This is a genomic window from Chryseobacterium sp. SN22, from assembly GCF_008329705.1.
GTDB lineage: Bacteria > Bacteroidota > Bacteroidia > Flavobacteriales > Weeksellaceae > Chryseobacterium.
Map to the genome: position 1 here is coordinate 100,324 of NZ_VTSX01000004.1, position 22,520 is coordinate 122,843.

The 22,520-nt window shown below is 40.4% G+C and carries 19 protein-coding genes; 2 read left to right on the plus strand and 17 right to left on the minus strand.

Translation table 11 applies throughout. The features are described from left to right. Nucleotides 1–78: 78 nt before the first annotated feature. Entirely contained in the window at nt 79–2,691 is a 2,613-nt protein-coding gene (locus tag FY557_RS03760; RefSeq protein WP_149245952.1) for a tetratricopeptide repeat protein, read from the plus strand. 15 nt (nt 2,692–2,706) lie between these two features. Here the strand turns inward: FY557_RS03760 and tsaB are convergent, their stop codons facing one another. From tsaB to rpiB, 9 genes are all read right to left on the minus strand, one after another. Further along, nucleotides 2,707–3,390: a tRNA (adenosine(37)-N6)-threonylcarbamoyltransferase complex dimerization subunit type 1 TsaB gene (gene tsaB / locus FY557_RS03765; RefSeq protein ID WP_149245953.1), complete on the minus strand. Its 684-nt coding sequence runs from the start codon at nt 3,388–3,390 to the stop codon at nt 2,707–2,709. Between the two features lie 83 nt (nt 3,391–3,473). Further along, entirely contained in the window at nt 3,474–4,223 is a 750-nt protein-coding gene (locus FY557_RS03770) for an SDR family NAD(P)-dependent oxidoreductase (protein ID WP_149245954.1), read from the minus strand. Next, entirely contained in the window at nt 4,224–4,919 is a 696-nt protein-coding gene (locus tag FY557_RS03775; RefSeq protein ID WP_149245955.1) for a hypothetical protein, read from the minus strand. 137 nt (nt 4,920–5,056) lie between these two features. After that, a complete protein-coding gene (locus FY557_RS03780) occupies nt 5,057–5,428 on the minus strand; it encodes a YraN family protein (RefSeq protein WP_149245956.1) in 372 nt (123 codons plus the stop codon). Further along, the gene (locus FY557_RS03785) at nt 5,428–5,778 is read right to left on the minus strand and encodes a MauE/DoxX family redox-associated membrane protein (RefSeq protein ID WP_149245957.1); all 351 of its coding nucleotides are present in this window, start codon (nt 5,776–5,778) and stop codon (nt 5,428–5,430) included. Before FY557_RS03785 ends, FY557_RS03780 begins: the two co-directional genes overlap by 1 nt. 2 nt (nt 5,779–5,780) lie before the next feature. Next, a complete protein-coding gene (locus tag FY557_RS03790) occupies nt 5,781–6,716 on the minus strand; it encodes an LD-carboxypeptidase (protein WP_149245958.1) in 936 nt (311 codons plus the stop codon). Then, nucleotides 6,713–7,399 carry a LysE family translocator gene (locus FY557_RS03795; protein ID WP_149245959.1) on the minus strand — a complete coding sequence of 229 codons (687 nt, stop codon included), beginning with the start codon at nt 7,397–7,399 and terminating at the stop codon, nt 6,713–6,715. Before FY557_RS03795 ends, FY557_RS03790 begins: the two co-directional genes overlap by 4 nt. Nucleotides 7,400–7,826: 427 nt before the next feature. After that, nucleotides 7,827–9,980 carry a ribonuclease R gene (gene rnr / locus FY557_RS03800; protein ID WP_149245960.1) on the minus strand — a complete coding sequence of 718 codons (2,154 nt, stop codon included), beginning with the start codon at nt 9,978–9,980 and terminating at the stop codon, nt 7,827–7,829. 465 nt (nt 9,981–10,445) lie between these two features. Then, a complete protein-coding gene (gene rpiB, locus FY557_RS03805; RefSeq protein WP_149245961.1) occupies nt 10,446–10,880 on the minus strand; it encodes a ribose 5-phosphate isomerase B in 435 nt (144 codons plus the stop codon). A 639-nt stretch (nt 10,881–11,519) separates the two neighbouring features. Here rpiB and FY557_RS03810 point away from each other — a divergent pair. Then, on the plus strand, nt 11,520–12,710 hold the full coding sequence (locus FY557_RS03810) for a phosphoglycerate kinase (RefSeq protein ID WP_149245962.1): 1,191 nt from the start codon (nt 11,520–11,522) through the stop codon (nt 12,708–12,710). A gap of 519 nt (nt 12,711–13,229) precedes the next feature. On the opposite strand, the gene FY557_RS03815 is transcribed toward FY557_RS03810, so the two are convergent. The 8 genes from FY557_RS03815 to FY557_RS03850 form a co-directional block, all read right to left on the minus strand. Next, the gene (locus FY557_RS03815; protein ID WP_149245963.1) at nt 13,230–14,051 is read right to left on the minus strand and encodes a class I SAM-dependent methyltransferase; all 822 of its coding nucleotides are present in this window, start codon (nt 14,049–14,051) and stop codon (nt 13,230–13,232) included. 114 nt (nt 14,052–14,165) lie between these two features. After that, nucleotides 14,166–16,028, minus strand: coding sequence for a tRNA uridine-5-carboxymethylaminomethyl(34) synthesis enzyme MnmG (gene mnmG / locus FY557_RS03820; RefSeq protein WP_149245964.1), 1,863 nt, complete (start codon nt 16,026–16,028; stop codon nt 14,166–14,168). 204 nt (nt 16,029–16,232) lie between these two features. Next, the gene (gene ybeY / locus FY557_RS03825; protein ID WP_149245965.1) at nt 16,233–16,640 is read right to left on the minus strand and encodes an rRNA maturation RNase YbeY; all 408 of its coding nucleotides are present in this window, start codon (nt 16,638–16,640) and stop codon (nt 16,233–16,235) included. A 5-nt stretch (nt 16,641–16,645) separates the two neighbouring features. Further along, nucleotides 16,646–18,805 carry a patatin-like phospholipase family protein gene (locus tag FY557_RS03830; RefSeq protein ID WP_149245966.1) on the minus strand — a complete coding sequence of 720 codons (2,160 nt, stop codon included), beginning with the start codon at nt 18,803–18,805 and terminating at the stop codon, nt 16,646–16,648. An 11-nt stretch (nt 18,806–18,816) separates the two neighbouring features. Further along, on the minus strand, nt 18,817–21,264 hold the full coding sequence (locus FY557_RS03835; RefSeq protein WP_149245967.1) for a bifunctional UDP-N-acetylmuramoyl-tripeptide:D-alanyl-D-alanine ligase/alanine racemase: 2,448 nt from the start codon (nt 21,262–21,264) through the stop codon (nt 18,817–18,819). Continuing rightward, nucleotides 21,265–21,567, minus strand: coding sequence for a type II toxin-antitoxin system RelE/ParE family toxin (locus FY557_RS03840; RefSeq protein WP_149245968.1), 303 nt, complete (start codon nt 21,565–21,567; stop codon nt 21,265–21,267). Next, nucleotides 21,548–21,868, minus strand: a complete 321-nt coding sequence (locus FY557_RS03845; RefSeq protein ID WP_149245969.1) for a hypothetical protein — start codon at nt 21,866–21,868, stop codon at nt 21,548–21,550. Before FY557_RS03845 ends, FY557_RS03840 begins: the two co-directional genes overlap by 20 nt. A gap of 59 nt (nt 21,869–21,927) precedes the next feature. Beyond that, entirely contained in the window at nt 21,928–22,512 is a 585-nt protein-coding gene (locus FY557_RS03850; protein WP_149245970.1) for a thymidine kinase, read from the minus strand. Nucleotides 22,513–22,520 lie beyond the last annotated feature (8 nt).

Consider the following 22,520-nt stretch of genomic DNA (forward strand, 5'->3'; position numbering starts at 1 on the left):
CCCCATAAAATTTTGTTATTTTTACAAAATCATCAAACTGCCGATAATAAAAAGCAGATTAGAGAGTTATATTGAATAATGAAAAAGAATATTTTCTTCCTTTTGATATTGTGTATCGTTGTTTCCTGTGGCACCAAGGTGAAAAAACCGGAACAGCGGTCTAAGTTCATGAAAGGGTTTACCACATATTACAATACGTTGTTTAATGCAAAAGATGCTTTAAATACGGAGTTTGAAACACGGGACAAAGGCCATAAAGACAATTTTTATGCGCCTTACATTCCTATTCTTACCTATGAAGACCAACCATTGGGAAGCGACCTGGGGCAGTCGACCGCCTTTGCAGAGAACTCTATGAAGATGGGCGAGCTGAACCGTCCCGACCAGAACAACAGCCAAAGAGGCGGGATGCCGGGAATGCCACCCGGAATGCCCGGAAACGCCATGTCAGGAGGATCGGGAATGCCACAGGCAGATCCTGGCCAGCCCGATCAGAAAGGCGCCACCACTCTGGAAATTGCCGAAGCAAAAGCACTGAAAGCCATCAACAAATATTCGGTAATCAAAAACGGAGAGGAAAAGAATAAGCAGATTTTTGAGGCCTATATGATTCTTGCACAGGCCAGGATCTACCGGGGAAAATCGCTGGAAGCCCTGGACGCTTTGAACTATGTATTCACCCACATGAAGGATGATAAAAGGCTGCCTCTGGCAAGAATCTACCAAGGCTTGGCGTATGACCAGATCAAAAACTACCATAAAGCGCATGAGACTTTTGCCAAATTAAAAGGCGAAAAGATCTCAAACCAATATGAAAAATTACTGAGCATCTATTATTCTGAATCTTTGCTGGATGCAGGGAAAAAAGAGGAAGCGGTACGGGAGCTCGATAATGCTTTCGAACTGAACAGTAACAGGAAGCTGAAAAGCAGAATCGCTTACCTGAGAGGGCAGGTGCTGGAAAGCCTTAACCAAAACGAAAAGGCGCGGGAAAGCTTTATGGCAGCGTATAAATATGCCAACGATTTTGAATTTGAGGTGAAATCCCAGATCGAAATCGCCAAAACATTTAACGGCAACGGAGACTACAGCGGTGCGCGGAAATATCTGGAAGACATCAGTAAAAAAGGGACTTACGGCTCCAGAAAGAATGAATTTTATTATGCCCTTGGATTAATGGCGAACAAAGCCGGAAAGAAAGATGAAGCCCAGGAATATTTCAGAAAGTCCCTTAGGGAAAAAGTTTCTGACGGCCAGGTACGTGGTCTTACGTACTATGAGATAGGAAAGGGCTATCTTGATAAAAACGATTATATCGGAGCCGGGGCTTATTATGATTCTGCTCTGGCGGTAATGACTTATGAGCCTTCAAAAGTGCTTCTGGCAGACCAGTCGATCTACATCAAAAAGATTTCTAAAAATTATTATCTGATCAAGAAGAACGACAGTATCCTGAGCCTGGCGAAGATGACACCGGAACAGAAAACCGACTTTTTCTCAAAGTATATTGCTAAAATCAAGGCCAAGGAAGACAAAGAGGAACAGGAAAGAAGACGCGCCGAGAGAAGCAAAGGATTTGATACGGGAGATTACAGTTCGACTTCCTTATTTGCCAACAGTTCCAATTCTTTCGAAGATTTCGGGGTTGCCACCAAAGGATTTTATTTCAGCAATACCGGTACGGTTTCCAAAGGAGCCCAGACCTTTAAGCAGACCTGGGGAGACCGGGCGCTGATCGACAACTGGCGTTTTTCCAAAAAGATGACCACGCTGGATGATATGAAAAACGATGCTCTTGGAACAACAGCGGCACCTAACCCGAGACGTTTCGAGCCTGCATTTTATATTGAACAGATCCCTACGGATATGGCCAAGCTGGAGCAGCTGAAAAAAGACCGCGATACTGCATCTCTGGGTCTTGGGGTGATGTATCAGAATTATTTTACCAATACCCCCTTGGCAACAAAAACCCTCTATAACCTGGTGGATGTAAAGCCTGAAGAAAAAGTAATGCTGCAGGCGTTGTATGAGATTTTTGCTATGAATTATGAAAAGAACCCACAGGCAGCGGAAAGAGCTAAACAAATCTTACTGAAAGATTATCCGTATACTTCGTATGCCGAGTTTGCAAGAAATCCGAAAAGCAGTTCTTTCGTTAAATCTTCCGGCGATGTGGAAAGCCAGTACAAACAGGCCTTTGCATTATATGAATCTGAAAAGTTCGGAGAAAGCAGGGATATCATCGATAAAACCATCCAGCAGTATCCAAAAGATGCCCTGGTACCCAAACTGTATTTATTAAATGCCTTTAATACAGGAAAGACAAGCGGGAAGGAGGTTATGATCCTACAGTTGGAGCAGATCGCTTTAAATTACGGCAAGACCCCGGAAGGAGAAAAGGCCAGGGAAATGCTGAATTACCTGAAGAGCGAACTGACCTTCCAGGCAACGGATAATAAAGGAAATGTGATGCCTCAAAATACCAATAATACGGTTAACGGCAATGTTTCCGACCAACAGTTGCAGTTTAATGCCAGAGGATCGAACAGAATCCCGCCGCAGCCGATGCAGAATCAGCCGGCCAACAGCTCAATGCCGATGCAGCCGGTGAACGGAAATAATAACAGAAGGAAATCAAACAACAATCAGCAAATACAGCCTTCAAGTCAGGCGCCTGCAAGATCACAATAAAAATAAAAGCGAAGATTATTCTTCGCTTTTATTTTTTTTCTTTACCCCGTGGAAATCTTTGAGATAAAAAGGTTCGAAGTAGGCAACATCCTCGAAATTTTTTTGCGCGATTTTTTCAAGGGTTTTTTTCACCAGGTATCTGGCGGAAGGGTAGACCTCATCATTAAAACCGGCATCCGGCAGCTGTAACAGGTCTTTTGCCTTGGTTGCCCCATCTCCTATAAAGAGTATTTTTTTGTCTCTATATTCTTCAAAAGAAGTTTCATCTAAAATTTTGGCTTCCGTTTCAGCGATCTGTTCCCCGTTTTTACCGTCATATACCGCCGTATAAACCTCCATTCTCCTTGCATCGATCAAGGGGATCACATAATCGTAATTTTGGCCTAAAAAGGGCACAATCATGCTTTCCATAGAATTTACCGCGATTAATGGGATTTTAAGTCCGTAACAGAAACCTTTGGCTGACGAAGCACCGATGCGTAGCCCCGTATACGAACCGGGACCTTTACCGAGCGATACCGCTTCGATATCTTTCATTGTAAGACCGGCCCCTTCCAAAGCCCATTCTACGAAAACATGAAGGCTCTCGGACTGTTTGTAGTTTTCAGAAATCTCTTCTGTGACACACAGCATTTTATCATCATCCGAAATGGCTACCGAGCAGTTTTTCGAAGAAGTTTCAAGATATAAGATTTTCATTGTTTACAGGTAATGATTTAATAGTTCAGCAATAGATTTATAAATTGCTTTACTCCTGCAAAGGTAAAGCATTATTTTGAAAATTATTTTCTGTAGATCGTTCTCGGTTCTGCCTGTGCGGTAGGGTAAATCGTCATATCCGAGATGCATACGTGCTTCGGTGCATTGATGCAATAAGCAATGGAATCTGCAATATCTTCGGCTTTTAAAGGTTCATATCCCGCATAGACGGTGGCTGCCCTTTCGCTGTCTCCTTTAAACCTTACCACGGAGAAATCGGTTTCCACTGCTCCGGGTTGGATGTTTGTTATTTTAATCCCGAATTCGGTAAGTTCGATTCTCATTCCTTCTGAAATGACATCGACGGCTTTTTTGGTAGCACAGTAAACTACACCATTTGCATAGGTCTGCCTTGCAGCCACTGAACTAATATTTACGATATGACCTGAATTTCTTTCTTTCATTCCGGGAATGATCATTTTTGAGACATACAGCAGGCCTTTTACATTTCCGTCGATCATCGAATCCCAATCGTCTGTTTTTCCGGCTGCAAGAGGATCAAGGCCGTGTGCATTCCCTGCGTTGTTGATCAGCACATCAATGTTCTCCCAGTTTTCCGGAAGAGAACCGATGGCAGTTTCCACTTCTTCAAGATTTCTGATATCAAACTTTAAACTAAATACTTCGGTTAATTTAGACAATTCCGATTGTAGCGATTCCAGAACTTCAGATCTTCTTCCGCAGAGGATAATCCGGTTTCCCTGTCTTGCCAGGAGCTCAGCAGTTGATTTTCCAATTCCGGAAGTGGCTCCGGTGATTAATATTGTTTTCATTTATTTTATTTGATTGTTTCTGTTTGTTGTTCTTTGCATCATATATGTATAAATCCAGAATTCGAGCCATGGAATGATCATCAGGATAACCCAAACCATGAGCAGGCTTCCGGCCATGGTTTTAAATTGTGATTTTACAACCATCAGCAGAAGATTCTGTATCTTTTCAATAATGGATATTTCAATATCGTCCGGATTAAGGACCAACAATTGTTTTGTTATTTTATCAAATTCCCGGTAGGAGAGATCTCCGGTAACCTCAACATTCGGTATGGAATTCAGGATGCCATATATAACCATGGCATTGATCCGGTCACCATATCGGTTCATGATCCAGGAAGCCATTCTGTTTTTTGGCTGATTAATCATTCCATATTTTGTATCGTAGGCTCTTACCAGATCCGTTATCTTTATTTTTGCGTCTTCATTATTCCGGTTTATTTCCGAAACGACGGCCTTTACCCCTCCGATAAATTCGGCTTTTGCATTCTGATCTTTAAAAACAGGGCCGAAACCTGAAGAAAAAATCTGTGAAGCAATGGAAAAACTGTCTTTTTTCAAAGCTTCATAAGAACCCCATAACAGGCCCAGCTGTAACGAAACGAAGCCATTGATGATAAAAATGGCCGGGATATACAGCTTTACCAGCCGGTTGTAATATTTAGGTTTTCTGGAAAATGCCTTGTACTTTCTCATAACCAATATCAATATCAGACTAATAATCAGGCTTCCAATGAGACAACCCGTACCGTATAAAAGAATGGTAAGCGGATAATTTTTGATGATATACAAGACTGCGGAGTAAATGCCGTCCCAATCCAAATTCTGCATAATCAATTGGCATCAAATGCTTCAAAAGCATCGGTTATATGTTCGATAGTGAAATTCTTTTTATTGTTGGCAAGGACGGAAATGATATCAAAGCGTACTTCCTGGTCTTTGTTAAACGCTTCCATAAAATGATTAGCTGCGGAAACCAACAGCTTTATTTTGGTCTTGGTCACCGCTTCATGGGGGAGCATGAATACATCCGTGGAACGGGCTTTTACTTCAACGATGACAATTAAATTCTCTTTTTCGGCAATGATATCAATTTCCGCTTTCTGAAACCGGAAATTCCGCACCAGGATGATATAGCCATATTTCTGTAAATGGGTAACCGCCAGGTCTTCTGCGGTTTTGCCTAAATCGTTGTGATCTGCCATTATTTTCTGAATTGATAAGCCCACCAGATCAAGACCACCTGTAAAGGAAGCCTTGCTACCGTAAGCCAGAAATATTTGTGATGAACTTCATAAAACTTTCTCGCCATTTCAATATTAGCCGGAAACACTGCAATAAAGAGAAGAATGCTTAAATAGGCACCTATCTTTTGAGTCTCGGGAAAAATAAGAAGAGTGCCACAGAGGATTTCCGCAATACCGCTTAGATAAACCATTTGTAAATGAAAAGGAATATAGGAAGGCATAATCTTAATGAAAATATAAGGCTTTACAAAGTGTAAAATCCCTGCAGTAATCAATAAAAAAGAAAGTATATATTTTGAATATGCCATTTTTATTTTCTGTAACTGACCGATACTGTTTTATCTGCTTTTAAACTTATCTTTCCTCCTATTATCAATGGTCTGTTGTCCTTAATATGCCCATTCGGAAAACCAAAAACCACCGGAAATTCGTATTTTGAAATCCGGTCTGAAATCAATTGATAAGCAAATTTATCAAAGCTTTCTTCATATTGCTTATTTTCTTTTTCATCGCCCATATTGGTCATTCCGCCGATAATCAGACCTGAAATTTTATTAAAAACACCCGCCAGTTCAAGACTCATAATCATCCGGTCAAGGGCATAGAAGTTTTCACCGGTATCCTCGATAAAAAGAATTTTGTTTTTAAAATCAAAAGAATATTTGGTGCCCAGCAGCGCGTAAATAAGGGCTAGATTTCCACCGACCAGTTCTCCCTTGATGGAGCCCGGTCTGTTTTTCTCATGCGGCTTTATGCTGTATTCCGGCAGGCTGCCGTCTAAAATATCAAAAATAAGGTCATAACTTTCTTCTGTTACACCAAAACTCGAAGTTTTTATGGTCTGTCCGTGGACGGATGTAAAGCCCTTATTCAATAGGTAGCTCTGGATAACGGTGTTATCGGAATACCCGATGTACCATTTCGGTTTTTTGGTAAAACCTTTAAGATCCAAACCATGGATCAGATGCTGGCATCCATATCCTCCTCTGGAAGCCCAGACAGCGGAAATTTCAGGATCATTTAAGGCCCGGTTCATATCTTTCAATCTTTCCTCTTCGGTCCCGGCATAACTGTAGCCATTGGAAAACTTCGTATACAGGTGTTCGCCTAAAACAGGTTCGTATCCTCTTTTCCGTATCATTTCAATCCCTTTTTCCAAATGTGCCGGTTCTACGGAGCCTGCCGGGGAAATGACGGCTATTTTATCGCCTTTTTTGAGGGCTTTAGGAAAGATTATATCTGTCATTTGCTTTTTTGGTATTTAACTTCGGTTTTCTCAGCTTCTTCCAGACGTTTATCGAACTGATTGAATTTTTTGAAACTCTGTAAAAAGATAAAAAAACTGAATACAATAAGAATTCCACCGACAATCCTTCTGATTTTATTGGCTAAACTCTGCGTTAATTTATCATGAAACTGCTTGGCCAGGAATATTTTAACCAGATCGATAAAGAGGTAAGTGCCGATAACGATCCCGATATATAAAATAAAATTGCCGGTATCCGGATACTGATTCCTTACGGAAATCACCGTTACCAGCCAGAAAAGAATGACACCGACGTTCAGGAGATTAAAGAAAAAACCATTTATAAAGGTTTTGAAATAATTCTGGTTCATGAATTTTTCCTCACCCGGAATATGCATTTTGGTCTTTGTAACCATCATCACAATTCCGTAAACGAGAATCAGGATGGCGGTGATCCGGTAGAACCCGGGATGCTTATCAATGAGCGTTACAATGTCCGCACTTGCATAATAGGCTGCCAAAATGCAGAGCAGGTCTGCAGAAATTACGCCCAGATCCAATGCCAATGCATGTTTCGGACCTCTGGAAAAGCTGGTTTCTATCAGAAGGAAAAAGATAGGTCCTATAAAAACAAGACTCAGCATGAATCCTAATACGATGGCAGACAATATAAGTTCAAACATTCAGTGGTGTTTTTCAATGAATAAAAATTCATGTATTTATACAAATTTAAACTTTATGTTTTAAAAAGCAAACAGGAAAATGAATTTGGTTCGCCGGAAATGAAACTGCGAAAAGCTTACCAAACAGATTAATAATGCTAAACTTATTTTGGTAATGGAATAATGTAAACCCAAAGTAGAACTCAGATTAGCAGGCTGGAAGAAGGAAGCTGGATGCCGGAGGTTCCTTAGGTAAACATCATTATCCAAGGTATGGATTTATGAAATGAAATCGTTTGTCAACCTACTAAAATTCTGACTGATCAACCTGATTTTTATTTTTATAATTAACTGACTGGAAATAAATTAAATATGACAGGATTCGCATAAGAGAGAAAGAATAAAAAAACCGCAATAGCTTGCGGTTTTCGTCTTTTATCTGATGGATTTAGTCTACAATCTTAAAGTCCAGCTGTTTGGCAATCAGGTTGGCTTTCACCACCTTGATCTGGACATTGTCTCCCAGCTGATATCTTTTCCCGTGTCTGGATCCGTATACGGCATGGGTTTTTGCATCGTAGGTATAGGAATCATCCATTAAATCCCTCAATTTGATCAGGCCTTCGGCACCGTTCTCCGGAATTTCTACCCAGAATCCAAATTCTGCAACACCGGAAATCACCCCATTGAAGGTTTCTCCCAGGTGTTTTTCCATGAATTTCACCTGCATGTATTTGATGGAATCCCTTTCCGCATCGGCGGCCAGCCTTTCCATGGAACTGCAATGCTTCGCTTTATCTTCAAACTCCGCTCTGTTCGGGGATTTTCCTCCGTCGAGGTAATGCTGAAGCAGACGGTGGGCAATCAGATCGGGATAACGCCGGATCGGGGAAGTAAAGTGGCTGTAATAATCGAATCCGAGACCATAATGGCCGATCGGCTCCGTAGAATATACTGCCTTGCTCATACTTCTCATGGCCAGCGTTTCGATCATGTTCTCTTCACCTTTGCCTTTTACGTCATGCAACAATTTATTTAAAGATTCTGCAACCTTTTTGGTATTGGCAAGATCCATTTTATAGCCGAAGGTGGAAACAAAATCCCTCAGCGATTCCAGCTTGGCCGGATCAGGATCATCGTGAATCCTGTAGATGAATGTATTCTGGGTAATTTCGCCTCTTTTGTTCAATGAAACGAATTCAGATACTTTCTTATTAGCCAGCAACATGAATTCTTCGATTAGGTGATTGGAATCTTTGCTGATCTTGAAATAAACACCGATCGGCTCGTTGTTCTCATCCAGGTTGAAACGTACCTCACTCCGGTCGAAAGTAATGGCTCCGTCTTTTATCCTTTTCTGACGCAGGATTTTTGCCAGCCCGTCAAGAACAAGGATTTCTTCTTTGAAATCGCCATCTTTTCCTTCAATTCTCTCCTGGGCTTCCTCGTAGGTAAACCTCCTGTCGGAATGGATCACCGTTCTTCCGAACCATTGCTTCCTGATTTCTGCTTTCTCATTCAGTTCAAAAACCGCAGAGAAGGTGAACTTATCTTCGTGCGGACGAAGCGAGCATACGTCGTTACTCAGTACTTCCGGCAGCATCGGCACCACACGGTCTACCAGATACACCGAAGTTGCTCTTTGGTAAGCTTCATCATCCAGCATGGTTCCCGGAACCACATAATGGGAAACGTCCGCAATGTGTACACCCACTTCCCAGTTTCCGTTTTCCAGCTTTCTGACAGACAGGGCATCATCAAAATCCTTGGCATCTTTCGGATCGATGGTAAAAGTGGTAATGCCCCGCATATCCCAGCGTTTGGCTACTTCGTCGTCGTTGATACTCCTATCGATCTTATCAGCATCCCTTTCCACTTCTTCAGGGAATTCGTAAGGCAAACCATATTCCGCAAGAATCGAGTGGATCTCCGTTTCATGTTCTCCGGGAGCTCCCAAAACCTGTACGATTTCACCTTCAGGGTTTTTATCGCCCGGCCTCCATTCGGTCATCTTCACAATCACTTTATCACCGTCCTGGGCACCTCCGAACTTTCCTTTCGGGATGAAAATATCGGTATTGATGGTCTTTTTATCACAAACCACAAATCCGAAATCCTTATGGGGAACCATCTGTAAGGTTCCCACGAATTCCGTTCTCGTTCTTTCCAGAACCTCCAGTACGGAACCCTCCATTTTCTTTCCTTTGTAGGTATAGGTCACAATTAAAACCTTATCGCCCTGCAAGGCATCCTTTACATTTTTAGAATGGATAAAGATATCACTATCTACTCCTTGTACAGTTACATACGCATTTCCGGATTGGTTGAAATCGATAGTTCCCGTTAATGTTCCTTGAATATCAAGGTTAATGATATATTTTCCCTTGTCACTCTCCTTGATTCTTCCGTCGGCCTGCAGCTTGTGCAGGGATTGGATTACCAGTTCGCGCTGTCTCGGGTTTTTATGGTCTATTCCGTCTGCAATTTGCTTGTAATTGTAGACTTTGGTAGAATTTCCATTCATAAATCTCAGGATCAGCTTGCCGATCTCTCTTAATTTATGGTCGTTTTTCTGACTTATATATTTCTTCTTTTTTGCCATTTTAATTTATTTAATTAATCTTTTCACATTCCAGATTTGATTTTTTATCAATTAATGTAATCTGCTGTTTCAGCTCTCTTATCTGAATGTGATTTATTATTCTATCTCTATATTTCCTGAAAGATCTATCAATCCCGGATTCCTTCTGTTATGAGATTTTGTCTTATTCTGCACAGAGAAATAGTTTCAAACAAAATCCTAGGTGCCGGCTTTGTTTTAACTGTATCTACCGATATAGAATGACGACATCAATTTTCCTTCCAAATTTACTATAACGGAAGTTTTAGGTTTGTATAAATGTAACACAAATATGGAGAAGAATGGATAAAACCTTGAAGGAAATGTAATTTTACCATTTTATCAGGTCTAATTGGAAATAACAGGTGGTAAACCTGCCGGACACTGCAAATATACAAAATTAAAAATTAAATAAGGCTTGCAATATGATTTACAAGCCTTTATCTGTTAGCAGAATGCAATTTTATCAACCCGGTTCTGGTGTCTTCCGCCTTCAAAATCCGTGGAAAGGAATTTATCGGCAATTTCCATCGCCAGCTCCTTTGATATGAACCGGGCAGGAATGGAAATCATGTTCGCATCGTTATGCTGTCTCGCCAGCGATGCAATCTCCGGCATCCAGCACAGGGCGCAACGGATCTTCTGATGTTTGTTAGCCGTGATCTGCACCCCGTTTCCGCTGCCACAGAATAAAATACCCAGTTCGTTTTCACCCTTCTCCACAGAGGTTGCAGCAGGATGAACAAAGTCCGGATAATCCACACTGTCTGTGGAAAACGTGCCAAAATCCTGAATATCAAACCTTTCTGAAAGATAGTTCTTCACAATCTCTTTATATTCATAGCCTGCGTGATCTGCAGCGATTGCTATTTTCCTTTTCATAATTTTTGTATTAAGCCTTTTTTTAGATTTATTCACACAAATTTAAGTATAATGTGGATAAGTCTTTAATTTTTGGGAATTAATTGTGAAATGGCTTGTGAGTAAATGTTGAAAAAAGAGGGAAAGTAAATCTTTCGTAACATTGAAAAATTTTGTAATGAAGATTAGCATCAGAAAATCCAAGATATTTTTTCACAAAGTTTTCTGGAGAAACTCCCATGGTTTTCCATACTTATTTTATTCATATTCCATTTTGGGGAAAATTATTCACAATTATGGATAACTATTATAATACACTTATTTACAGCACTTTAAAATGTAGATAAAATGTGAGTTACGCTCTTATTCAATATCAAAAAGTATTAGGGCAGAATTTATCCCCGAAACTCACAACACTCAACAACAGTACCCATTTATTTTTTTTAAGAGAAAAGAAAATATGTTGATTGATGAATGTTGAGGCTGCGGGAAACTTTTTGAAAACTTTTCAAAGGCTGCCCCGTCCTGAAAATTTTAAAATCTTACATTTGTGAAACGAAAATCGAAAAAGAGCATGAAACCGAACCGGCCGGAAATTTTTAACGAAAACCTATTCCCAAAGCCGGTTCTGCTTGCCCCGAAAAAATATAAAATGTACATATGAAAACAATCAATGATTTTAATTTCAATGAAAAGAAAGCTCTGGTAAGAGTGGATTTCAATGTCCCGCAGGACGACCAGCTCAAAGTAACCGATAACACGAGAATTACGGCTGTAAAACCTACTGTAGATAAGATCCTGAATGACGGCGGTTCCGTGATTCTTATGGCCCACCTGGGAAGACCGAAAGGAGAGGCGAAGGATGAATTTTCCCTTAAGCATATCGTTGATGAAGTTTCCAGTGTATTGGGAAAGGAGGTTAAGTTTGTGGAAGAATGTGTAGGGGAGAAAGCTGAAAAAGCAGCTGCTGACCTTCAACCGGGTGAAATCCTTCTGTTGGAAAACCTACGTTTCCACAATGAAGAGGAGAAGGGAGATGAAGCATTTGCCGAAAAGCTTTCCCAGCTGGCGGATGCCTATGTGAACGACGCTTTCGGTACCGCACACAGGGCACACGCTTCTACTGCTGTTATTGCTAAATTCTTTCCTTCAACTAAATTCTTCGGTTTATTGATGGCTGATGAACTTAAGGCAATTGATAAAGTATTGAAAAGCGGCGAGAAGCCGGTTACGGCCATATTGGGAGGTTCAAAGGTTTCAACTAAAATTACCATTATAGAAAATATACTTCCGGCAGTTGATAATCTGATTATCGGAGGGGGAATGGCCTTTACTTTCATTAAAGCATTGGGTGGAAAAATCGGAACTTCGCTGGTTGAAGAAGATAAACTTCCATTAGCGCTTGAGATCCTGGGAAAAGCTAAGGAACATAAGGTAAAAGTATATCTTCCTTCCGATACGGTCATCGCTGAAAGTTTCAGCAACGATGCGGAAAGAAAAGAATCCGACATTTATGATATTCCGGAAGGATGGATGGGATTGGATGCCGGTCCGAAATCAAGAGACCAGTTCAATGATGTCTTGCTGAATTCCCGAACAATTCTTTGGAACGGACCGATCGGTGTTTTTGAAATGTCAAACTTTGCGGCGGGAACGGTTGCTTTGGGAGACAGCATTGCTGAGGCAACAAAACTCGGAGCTTTCTCATTAGTAGGTGGAGGAGACAGTGTGGCTTTCGTGAAACAGTTCGGTTACGCCGATAAGGTAAGTTATGTTTCTACCGGTGGAGGAGCAATGCTGGAAAGTCTGGAAGGTTTGGAACTTCCGGGAGTTGCTGCGATCAACAAGTAAGAAATTTGATTTTTATAAAAAAGTCCGTTGAAATTTCTCAGCGGACTTTTTTTTGAGCTGGATTTATTGAAGTCTCATCTTGTAGCTGAAAATATTTTTTGAAGTTAAATTTTAAATCTTGTAGAAATATTTAGAAAAACTGATTTTATCCGATCCTTACCGGATGTAATTTATTTTGAATCTGTCCTAATCACTTTAATAATTCTATTTAGGTTTTATTCATAATGACAGAACTTCTAAACTTTATATGATGGGGTTGTCTCATGAAAATTAGCAGGGAATGGTGACTGCTTTAATTTTTACTTCTTTTTTTTGAGTTACTAACCTGTTACTAACAATGTTGATATAAAAGGAGTGAAATGTTAAACGCCTCGGATTTTTTATAAAAATTTTCTGATCGGTAAAGAGAGTAGGGGAGGGGTTAAAACGAAAAAGTCCGGATGTAGTTCCGGACGTTTTAAATTTTTTAGCTCAAATTGATCAAAATTGGCCTTCAGAAATGGCCTAAAAATCGATTTTCTAATTTTTTTCGATAATGTATATCAAACTCGAAAATTCATTGGAAAAAACAGCTTTTGCGTTAGAAATCGTTCCGTAGACCACTGCTTTTAGCCAGAATAGAGATGATTTTTTGTATTTTTCGCTCAGCATGGAGATGTAATAGGAATCGAGAACCAGCGGTTTAATTTTTCTCAGTTTCCAGTTGGGCTTTTTAGAAATCAGGTTTTCCATGCCGTTTTTAGAAAAGTGATAGATGTGTCTCGGGACGTCATAAGCCGCCCAGTATTCTTTATAATGTTTAGCATCATAAGAGGTGGGGTTGGGAACCGCAATAATCAGCAAGCCTTTTTCTTTTAATTTCCTGTTAAAGATCTCAAGCATTTCATCCTGATTTTCGATATGCTCGAAAACATGCCAAAGAGTAATAGCGTCCAGACTGTGATCTTCGATAAGATTAAGATCATTCAAAATTTTCGCCTTTGAAATTTTACTTTGAGCGGCTTTTCTTGCATCTGCATCCGGTTCAAATCCGAAAGTTTCGAAATCGTTTTCAATATATTTTACAAATTCCCCTGCGCCGCAGCCATAATCCAGAACTTTTGATCCTTTAGGAATACGATCCAGCAGAATGGTTTTTTTATATTGTAAATTAAATGACTGTAAAAATTTATAGAGCTTCTCTTTTAAGCTTCCTGAATCCTGATGATGGGAAATATAATCTTCGCTTTCGTAATATTTTGAAATATTCGGTGGGATAGGGAAGGTTCTGAAAACCCCTTTGGTATCTGTTTCTTTTATTTCAAAAACTTCCCGGGAAAGAAAATGATCTTTTATTTTCATTTGATGGTTTTCTTTTATATTAAAAAATTAAGATATTCAGAGCATCTGCCAAGCTCATAAATACCTTAATTTTTGCCTTTAATTTTTAAATGTTTCACGTGAAACATTTTTATTTTAACGTCCTAAATACACCAGTAAAACATTAATATCTGCAGGTGACACCCCACTGATCCTTCCGGCTTGCGCTATGGTCTTCGGTCTTACATTGGTCATTTTCTGTTTAGCCTCTGCGGAAAGACTGGATATCTTTGAATAATCAAAATCTTCAGGAATTTTAATGTTTTCCAGACGGTTCAGTTTGGCTACATTTTCCTTTTCCTTTTCAATATATCCTCTGTATTTAATATTCACTTCAGCCTGTTCCCGTACTTCTTCATCATAGTTGGAGGAAACTTCGTTAATAAAATCGATTTCATCCAGTTTTTCCAGCGTCATATTCGGCCTTGTAAGAATCTGTGCTGCGCGGTACGCCTGATCTACAGGACTGCTTTCGATGGTCTCGAGGATCGGGTTGATAATTCCCGGCTTTAAAGAAGTTTCCCGTAAGAAGGCTTCAAGTTCTTCACTCTTAGTTACTTTCTCCTGTACTCTTTGCAGACGGTCTTCTTTTGCTAATCCTAAATCAAATGCTTTCTGGGTTAATCTGATATCGGCATTGTCCTGTCTCAATAAAAGCCTGTATTCTGCTCTGGAAGTAAACATCCGGTATGGTTCTTCTGTTCCTTTTGTAATCAGGTCATCAATCAGGACCCCGATATAGGCTTCGTCCCTGTTAAGGATAAATTCGTCTTTTTCCTTTACTTTATTATGGGCGTTGATCCCTGCAATCAGACCCTGTCCGGCGGCTTCTTCATAACCTGTAGTTCCGTTGATCTGACCCGCAAAATATAAATTATCGATCAGTTTGGTCTCCAAGGTATGCTTGAGCTGGGTAGGAGGGAAGTAGTCGTATTCAATAGCATAGCCCGGACGGAAAACTTTTACATTTTCAAATCCCGGGATGTGTTTCATAGCTTTGATCTGTACATCTTCCGGAAGGGAAGAGCTGAATCCGTTTACATAGATTTCTACGGTTTTCCAACCTTCCGGCTCGACGAACAGCTGATGCCTGTTCCTTTCGGCGAAGCGGTTGATCTTATCTTCAATACTCGGGCAGTATCTTGGCCCTAAGCTCTGGATCGTTCCGTTGAACATCGGACTTCTGTCGAAACCTTCACGTAAAATATCATGAACCGTTTCGTTGGTATAAACGATATGACAGCTTAATTGTTTGGTTAATTTAGGCGTATCCAGATAACTGAACTTTTGCGGGTTTTCATCACCTTTCTGTTCTTCCATTTTAGAATAGTCCAGGCTTCTTCCATCCACTCTCGGTGGAGTACCGGTTTTCATTCTTCCTGCTTCGAAACCTAAAGAAACCAATTGCTCCGTGATTCCGAAAGCACGGGGTTCACCCATTCTTCCACCTCCCAGCTGCTTGTCTCCAACATGGATCAGACCATTGAGGAAAGTGCCGTTGGTAAGAACCACCGACCGGCCTCTGATCTCGATACCTAAAGAGGTAACCACACCTGTCACTTTGTTATTTTCAACAATAAGCTGTTTTACCATGTCCTGAAAGAAATCAAGATTAGGTGTATTCTCTAATGCCAGACGCCATTCTTCCGCGAAGAGCATCCGGTCGTTCTGTGTTCTGGGAGACCACATAGCAGGACCTTTGGAAAGATTCAGCATTTTGAACTGTATGGCAGATTTATCCGCTATAATTCCTGAATATCCGCCCATGGCATCAATCTCCCGTACGATCTGCCCTTTGGCAATTCCGCCCATGGCAGGATTACAGCTCATTTGTCCGATGGTCTGCATATTCATGGTAATAAGCAGGGTTTTCGAACCTAAATTTGCAGCTGCGGCAGCAGCTTCACATCCTGCATGCCCGGCACCTACTACGATTACGTCATATATTTCTGAAATCATTTTATCGCTTGTTTTAAGCCTTATATTTTATTATTTTTTTACAAATGTTTCACGTGAAACATTATCTGTTTTTCAGTCTTAAACTGTTTACATTATGTTCTCATCTAGCCCCGGTCGCAGCTTTTGTCTGAGCTCGTTTTCTTTTCTGAAAGAAAACAGCGAGTGCGGAGAGCGGGATGAAGCTCCTTAAAAATAAGCAGGGCCTTACAGGTATTTGACTAAATAATGATCTTCTTTCTCCCGCATCTGCTTTTCCTCTTCCTCTGTTTTATCTTTGTACCCGCAGAGATGAAGGATCCCGTGAGCCAATACACGCCTCAGTTCTTCTTCATAATTGCCGGATAGGGTAGAGGCGTTATCGGAAATGCGCTGCAAAGATACAAAAATCTCTCCGCTTATGGTCCTGCCTTTTACATAGTCAAATGTAATGATATCAGTATAGTAATCGTGCTGGAGATAGTCCTGGTTTACTTTCAGCAGATAGTCGTCATCACAGAAAATATAGTTGATTTCGCCCAGCTTTTTTTCTTCCGAAAGAATGATTTCTTCCAGCCATGCCGTATAATTCGTATTTACCGATTCCGGTAAGTTTTCGTAAAAAAATTGTATCATTGTAATTAAAACCAGTGTCCTAAAATAACACTGAATATGCCTTTTTGATTGTTTTTAAGAGAGTGACTGAAGTTCACTTTGATTTGTCCGAAAGGAGATTTGTATCCTGCCGTAAGTCCTACGGAGCTGTAGTTTAATTTCACCGCATCCTCAAAAGAAATATCATTGGAAAGATTGGCAAAAGAAAAGTTTCCGCTCAGAAAATAATTTTTATTGAATTTGAACTGGAGATCGTTCGAAGCCAGAATCACATTGTTGGTATTCAGCTGGGCAAAATAAAACCCGGAGAAACTTCTGAAGTTCACAATATTCTGCTCAAAGATTCCGCCCAGCCTGTATTTATAAAATTCCGGAAGGTTTTCACCCAGCGTGATTCCTCCGTAAAGATTCAGCCTGTAAGAAAACTGTTTTGAAATAGGGATATTTATCCTGATGTCCGCTTTAATCTGAACCAGCCTGCGGTCTACTTCGGATTTAAGCAGATCGATCACTTTCCCTTCTGCATTGATGTAGATGCCGCGGGTAGGGAAGTCCCTGTCATTCTGGGTATCGCTTTTCAGAAATACATAAGGATTCAGGAAACGGTTGTATCTTTTATTGTCGCCGTTAAATTCCGCTTCGAAATAGTCGTGGCTGATTCCGCCGCCGACCGCAAATTTATCTTTCCAGATCGACTGCAGGTAGACTTCGTTCCGGAGCCATTCCCATTTGTCCACTTCATTATTGCCGGCATCCCTCAGGTTGAAGCTCATCCCGGAGGAGTAGATTCCGAAGCCGGGAATGTATCCGTTGTCGATAAAATAGTTTAAATAATATCTGGGTTTGTCTCCTACGATGACATCCAGGGAAAGATTGGAATTGCGGAATAAAAGCCGTTTTGCTGAATAATTAACCAGCAGGCCGGTTTTGAAAATTTCGTCGTAATGCAATCCGAATTTGATGAAATGTCTGGCATCATCTTCGGTAACGTAGAGCTTCAGATAATTGGCTTTGCTGTCAGAAATAATATCATAGTTGATGAATTTATAATTATTCGTAGCAACCAGTTTGTCAATTTTTTTATTGATGCTTCCGTAGGTTTGAAGAGAAGGGAGGCGCAATCCCATTTTTCCGAGGATATAGTTTTTCCCGTAGATTCTGTTTCCTTCGACGGCTACGCTATCGATCTTGTAAACATTGGAATAAATAGGGCTCATTTGCTGCCTTATACGGTCAAACGGCCGCTTAGGGAGCTGGTCCAGAATATCTGCATATTTTAAGCCCTCTGCATACCCGCTGTCAAGAATTTTTTTCTTGTCATCATAGCTCGTAGCAGTCATGCCCTGTAGATTGGGTTTGATATTGATATCGGTATATTTATACTGCCGCTCTGTATCTTTTTTTATTCCGAAATCGATAACCTGGTTCAGAATAGCGATAATGCTGTTCAGGTCTTCTCTTTTGGAGAGATCCTGATTAAGATCTACTCCGATGACGATATCGATTCCTTTATCTTTTAAAGGCTTTGAAGGGTAGTTTACCGTCATAGCTCCGTCGATATAAATACTGTCGTTGATTTTTACAGGATCCATAAGCGAAGGAAAAGCGGAACTCGCCATGATGGATTGTACGAGATCTCCTTTTTCAAAAATCTGCATGTTCCCGCTTTCCAGATTCGTGGCCACACACATAAAAGGAATCGGTAGTTTTGAAAAATCTTCAATGCTGGAAACGTTTTTGAAAAGCTCTTTCAGCAGATAAACATTTTTCTGTCCGGAACTGATGGAGGAGGGAAGGTTGATCTTTCCGTTTTTCAGCGGAATCGATAAAAGGTACTTATCTACCGATTTATTGAAGAATGTCGTTTCCTGGCGTTTGGCTTTCGGATCAGTAATCAGGGAATAGAAATCGGTATCCATGACAATCTTTTCGATTTCCTTTCCGGAATAGCCGGATGCATAGAGGCCACCGACAATTGCTCCCATACTGGTCCCGGCAATATAGTCTACCTTTACGCCTAAAGAATCCAGTACTTTAAGAACGCCTACATGAGAAAATCCTTTGGCGCCGCCACCGGCAAGTGAAAGCCCGATTCTGGGATTTTTGGGAATCACCAGATCTTTTTTTATCTGAGAATGGACAAAGAGCAATTGAAATGCAAATAAAATAATCAGGAGCTTTCTCATAATTTTGTGGCTTAATCTTTTACATAAATCCGTTTTACACGGGGCGAGATAGAAGTCAGAACTTCATAGGTTATGGTTTGGCAGTAGGCTGCAAATTCTTTTAAGGTTGGCTTCGCATTGAATATGGTTACCGCATCACCTTCTTTCACATGTGAAATGTGATCGACATTAATCATCATCATATCCATACAGATGCTTCCGACAATAGGGGCAAGGGTCTTATTAATTCCAACATTTCCTATCTGATTCCCGATCAGTCTCGGGATACCGTCTGCATAACCTACAGGAAGGGTTGCTATCTTTGTCGGATGTTCTGCTTTAAACCGGCGGCTGTATCCTACTGATTCTCCGCTTTGCACCACTGAGATCTGGGAAATGACGGTCTTGAAACTTACCACAGGTTGCAGCTGCCTTTGTATGGCCTTATTTGAGGATTCTCCCAGCATTCCGATTCCGATTCTTACCATCTCAAACTGATATTCAGTATAAGAAGTGATCCCCGAAGAGTTCAGGATGTGGCGGATCGGAGCATAGCCCAGCTTTTCTATAATATACGATGAATTTTTTTCGAATGTTTTTAGCTGATTCAGGGTAAATTCTTTTTCTTCCGGCATATCTGAAGACGAGAGATGGCTGAAAATACTCTGCACTTTAACATTCATTGAATTTAAAGTACTGCTGAGCTGATCCAGTTCATCTTCCTTAAAACCAAGACGGTGCATGCCGGTTTCCAGTTTGATATGAATAGGATATTCTTTGTCACAGCCGGATTTCTGAACGGCATTATAGAATAATTCCAATACCCGTAAACTATAAATTTCCGGTTCCAGATTATAGGCAATCACGGTTTCATAGCTGTGCTGCTCAGGATTCATCACAATGATCGGTATGGTAATTCCCTTTTTACGGAGTTCCACGCCTTCATCTACAAAAGCAACCCCTAAATAATCAATGTGATGATGCTGCAGAAATTCGGAGATCTCGTAACTTCCCAGTCCGTAGGCATTGGCTTTTACCATTGCCATCATCTTCGTAGAAGGTTTAAGGAGGGACTTATGATAATTGATGTTATGGAGAATGGCATTTAAATTGATTTCCAGCACCGTGTCATGCTTTCTCAGCTCAAGAATATCTTTTAATTTCTCGATCTCAAATTTTCTTGCGCCCTTTAACAAGACAAGCTGGCTCTCCAATTCATTAAGATGCCTGCTGTCAATAAGTTCCTGAGTACTGATGAAAGTAAAAATTTTAGATTTAAATAATTCACTGAATTTTGATATTTCATCTCCGATCAGGAAGACTGAATCAAATTGCTGTTCGTTGACCAGATCGGAAACTTCTTCGTAAAGCTCTTTGGAATTGGAGTTTACTCCTAAGATGTCAGTCAGCACCAGAGATTTCTTCGGCTTTTTGTATTCATTAAGAAATTGAAGGGCTGTTTTCAGGGAATCCAGATCAAGATTAAATGAATCATTGATGACGATATTGCCCCTCACGCCTTCGATGGCTTCAAGCCTCATTTCAACGGCCTTCAGCGCGTTGATTTTTTCAACGATCTCGTGATTTCCAATATTCAGCTCCTTTAATACTGTAATAAGTGCCAAAACATTGGTTAATGTCGCTTCGTCTCTCTGATGTACCGGAAATGAAATTTCTTCCCCGAAATATCGGGCTATAACATCTTCATTTTTCTGAAGACTATTTTTATAGTAAACCTGATTGTGCTCTTTAAAGCCGTAGGCAATTAATTTTTTACCGGAATATAATTCTTTGATTTTTTTTTCAACCAGAGGATGATCGCCATTGTAAATGATCACCTTGGAGTTTCTGAAGAGCTTAATCTTTTCGTCAATCAGTTCTTCTTCTGAGCTGAAGTTGGCCAGGTGAGCCGTTCCGATATGGGTAAGCAGACCGATCTGCGGGTGAAAAACAGATTCCAGTATTTCCATTTCTTCCGGCCGGGAAATCCCGACTTCAAAAATTCCAAGTTCGTGAGAACCGTTGACCTGAAGAAGCGATAGGGGAAGCCCGATCTGCGAATTGAAACTTTTCGGGCTTTTTACGGTAGGGAACTCATTCCAGAGACATTGATACAGCCATTCTTTTAGAATGGTTTTTCCGTTGCTACCGGTAATTCCTATCGTTTTCAAACAGGAATTTTCAAAATGATACCGGGCTAATTTCTGGAGAAAGGCCAGTGAATCCTCTACAATGATCCAGGTGATATTTTCAAACTGCGGATCATGATGTTCGGAAATAATGATATCGATGCCACGGTCTATAGCTGCTTCAATAAATTTTTCGCCGGAATTTTTAGACGTATTGATCGCAATAAAAGCCGTGTTTTTGGTAGAATAGATAATCCTGCTGTCAAAAGCAATATTCCGGATGATTAAACTTCCGTTTCCTACAATTTCTGCATTGGTGATCTTTGCAATAGCTTCTGCTGTATAATTCATTTATAAATCGTCTGTGATAAATTTTTTGTCTTCGTCCTGATAATTATTATACAAACGTAATATTTTCAGGGAGTCCGGTTCTAATTTGTAAATAAGGGTCGTTTGTTCCGTGATTAAGAATTTGTGATAATCAGGAAATTTTTCCAGCTTCTGAAAGACTGCTTTTCTGTCAGGAATCAACTCTATTTTATGGTTTAGAATACCTATAAAGTTCCGGTATTCTTTATAAGAAAATCTGGTCCCGATATAATCTTCAATCTGCTCCAGGTCCTGTACTGCAAATTTAGACCACTTTATTTCCATATTTGTTTATAAAGCGTTCTTTGGAAATTTTCATGACTTTATCATGAGAATAGAAAATTCCGTTTTCGAAATCATTTTCGGCTTCTTCAAGAGACTGAAGAAGCGATTTTTCCGGTTCAATAATTTCCGCGATTCTCAGCAGTTCTTCCGGAAGGAACTTTTTCTCTTTCATTTTCCGGAAGAAAGTAGGCTCGGAAATCCCGCTCTTTTCAATAATGTATTTCATTTTGAACGGCGAATTTTTTAGAATCTCGTCAATGGAATTGCTGATTTTTATATAATTTTTGATTTCCAATATCATTTTCCGATAGTTTTTACTATTATATTTTAAGCAAAAATACGAATAAATTTGATATTAAATTAGTTTTTATCCAAAACTTCATCTACAAAAACCCTCCGGCTTACGGCTTCGTAAGCTTCTGTCTCTCCGAGTTCTACCAGGTCTTTGCCTTCGGAAATTCTCATTGAATAATTGGCAAGATTGCCGGTTCTTCTGCAGATGGCATGTACCTTTGTGACGTACTCCGCGGTAGCCATCAGGTTGGGCATGGGTCCGAAGGGTCTTCCGAGGAAATCCATATCCAGCCCGGCAATCACGACCCGGACGCCGCTGTTGGCAAGCTGATTGGCAATATACACAATGCTTTCATCGAAAAACTGGGCTTCGTCTATTCCTACGACATGGCAATTGGAGGCCAGCAGCAGAATCTCGCTGGGGTTTTCTACGGATGTGCTGCGGATCTTGTTCTGATTATGCGAAACGACGTCTTCGTCCGAATATCTCGTATCCAGTTTCGGTTTAAAAATTTCCACATTCTGTCCCGCCATTTCGGCTCTCCTGAGCCTCCGGATCAGCTCTTCTGTTTTTCCGGAAAACATTGAGCCACAAATTACTTCCATCCAACCGCTTTGTTTGGAATGATTAATTGTATTTTCTAAAAACATTTGTTAAA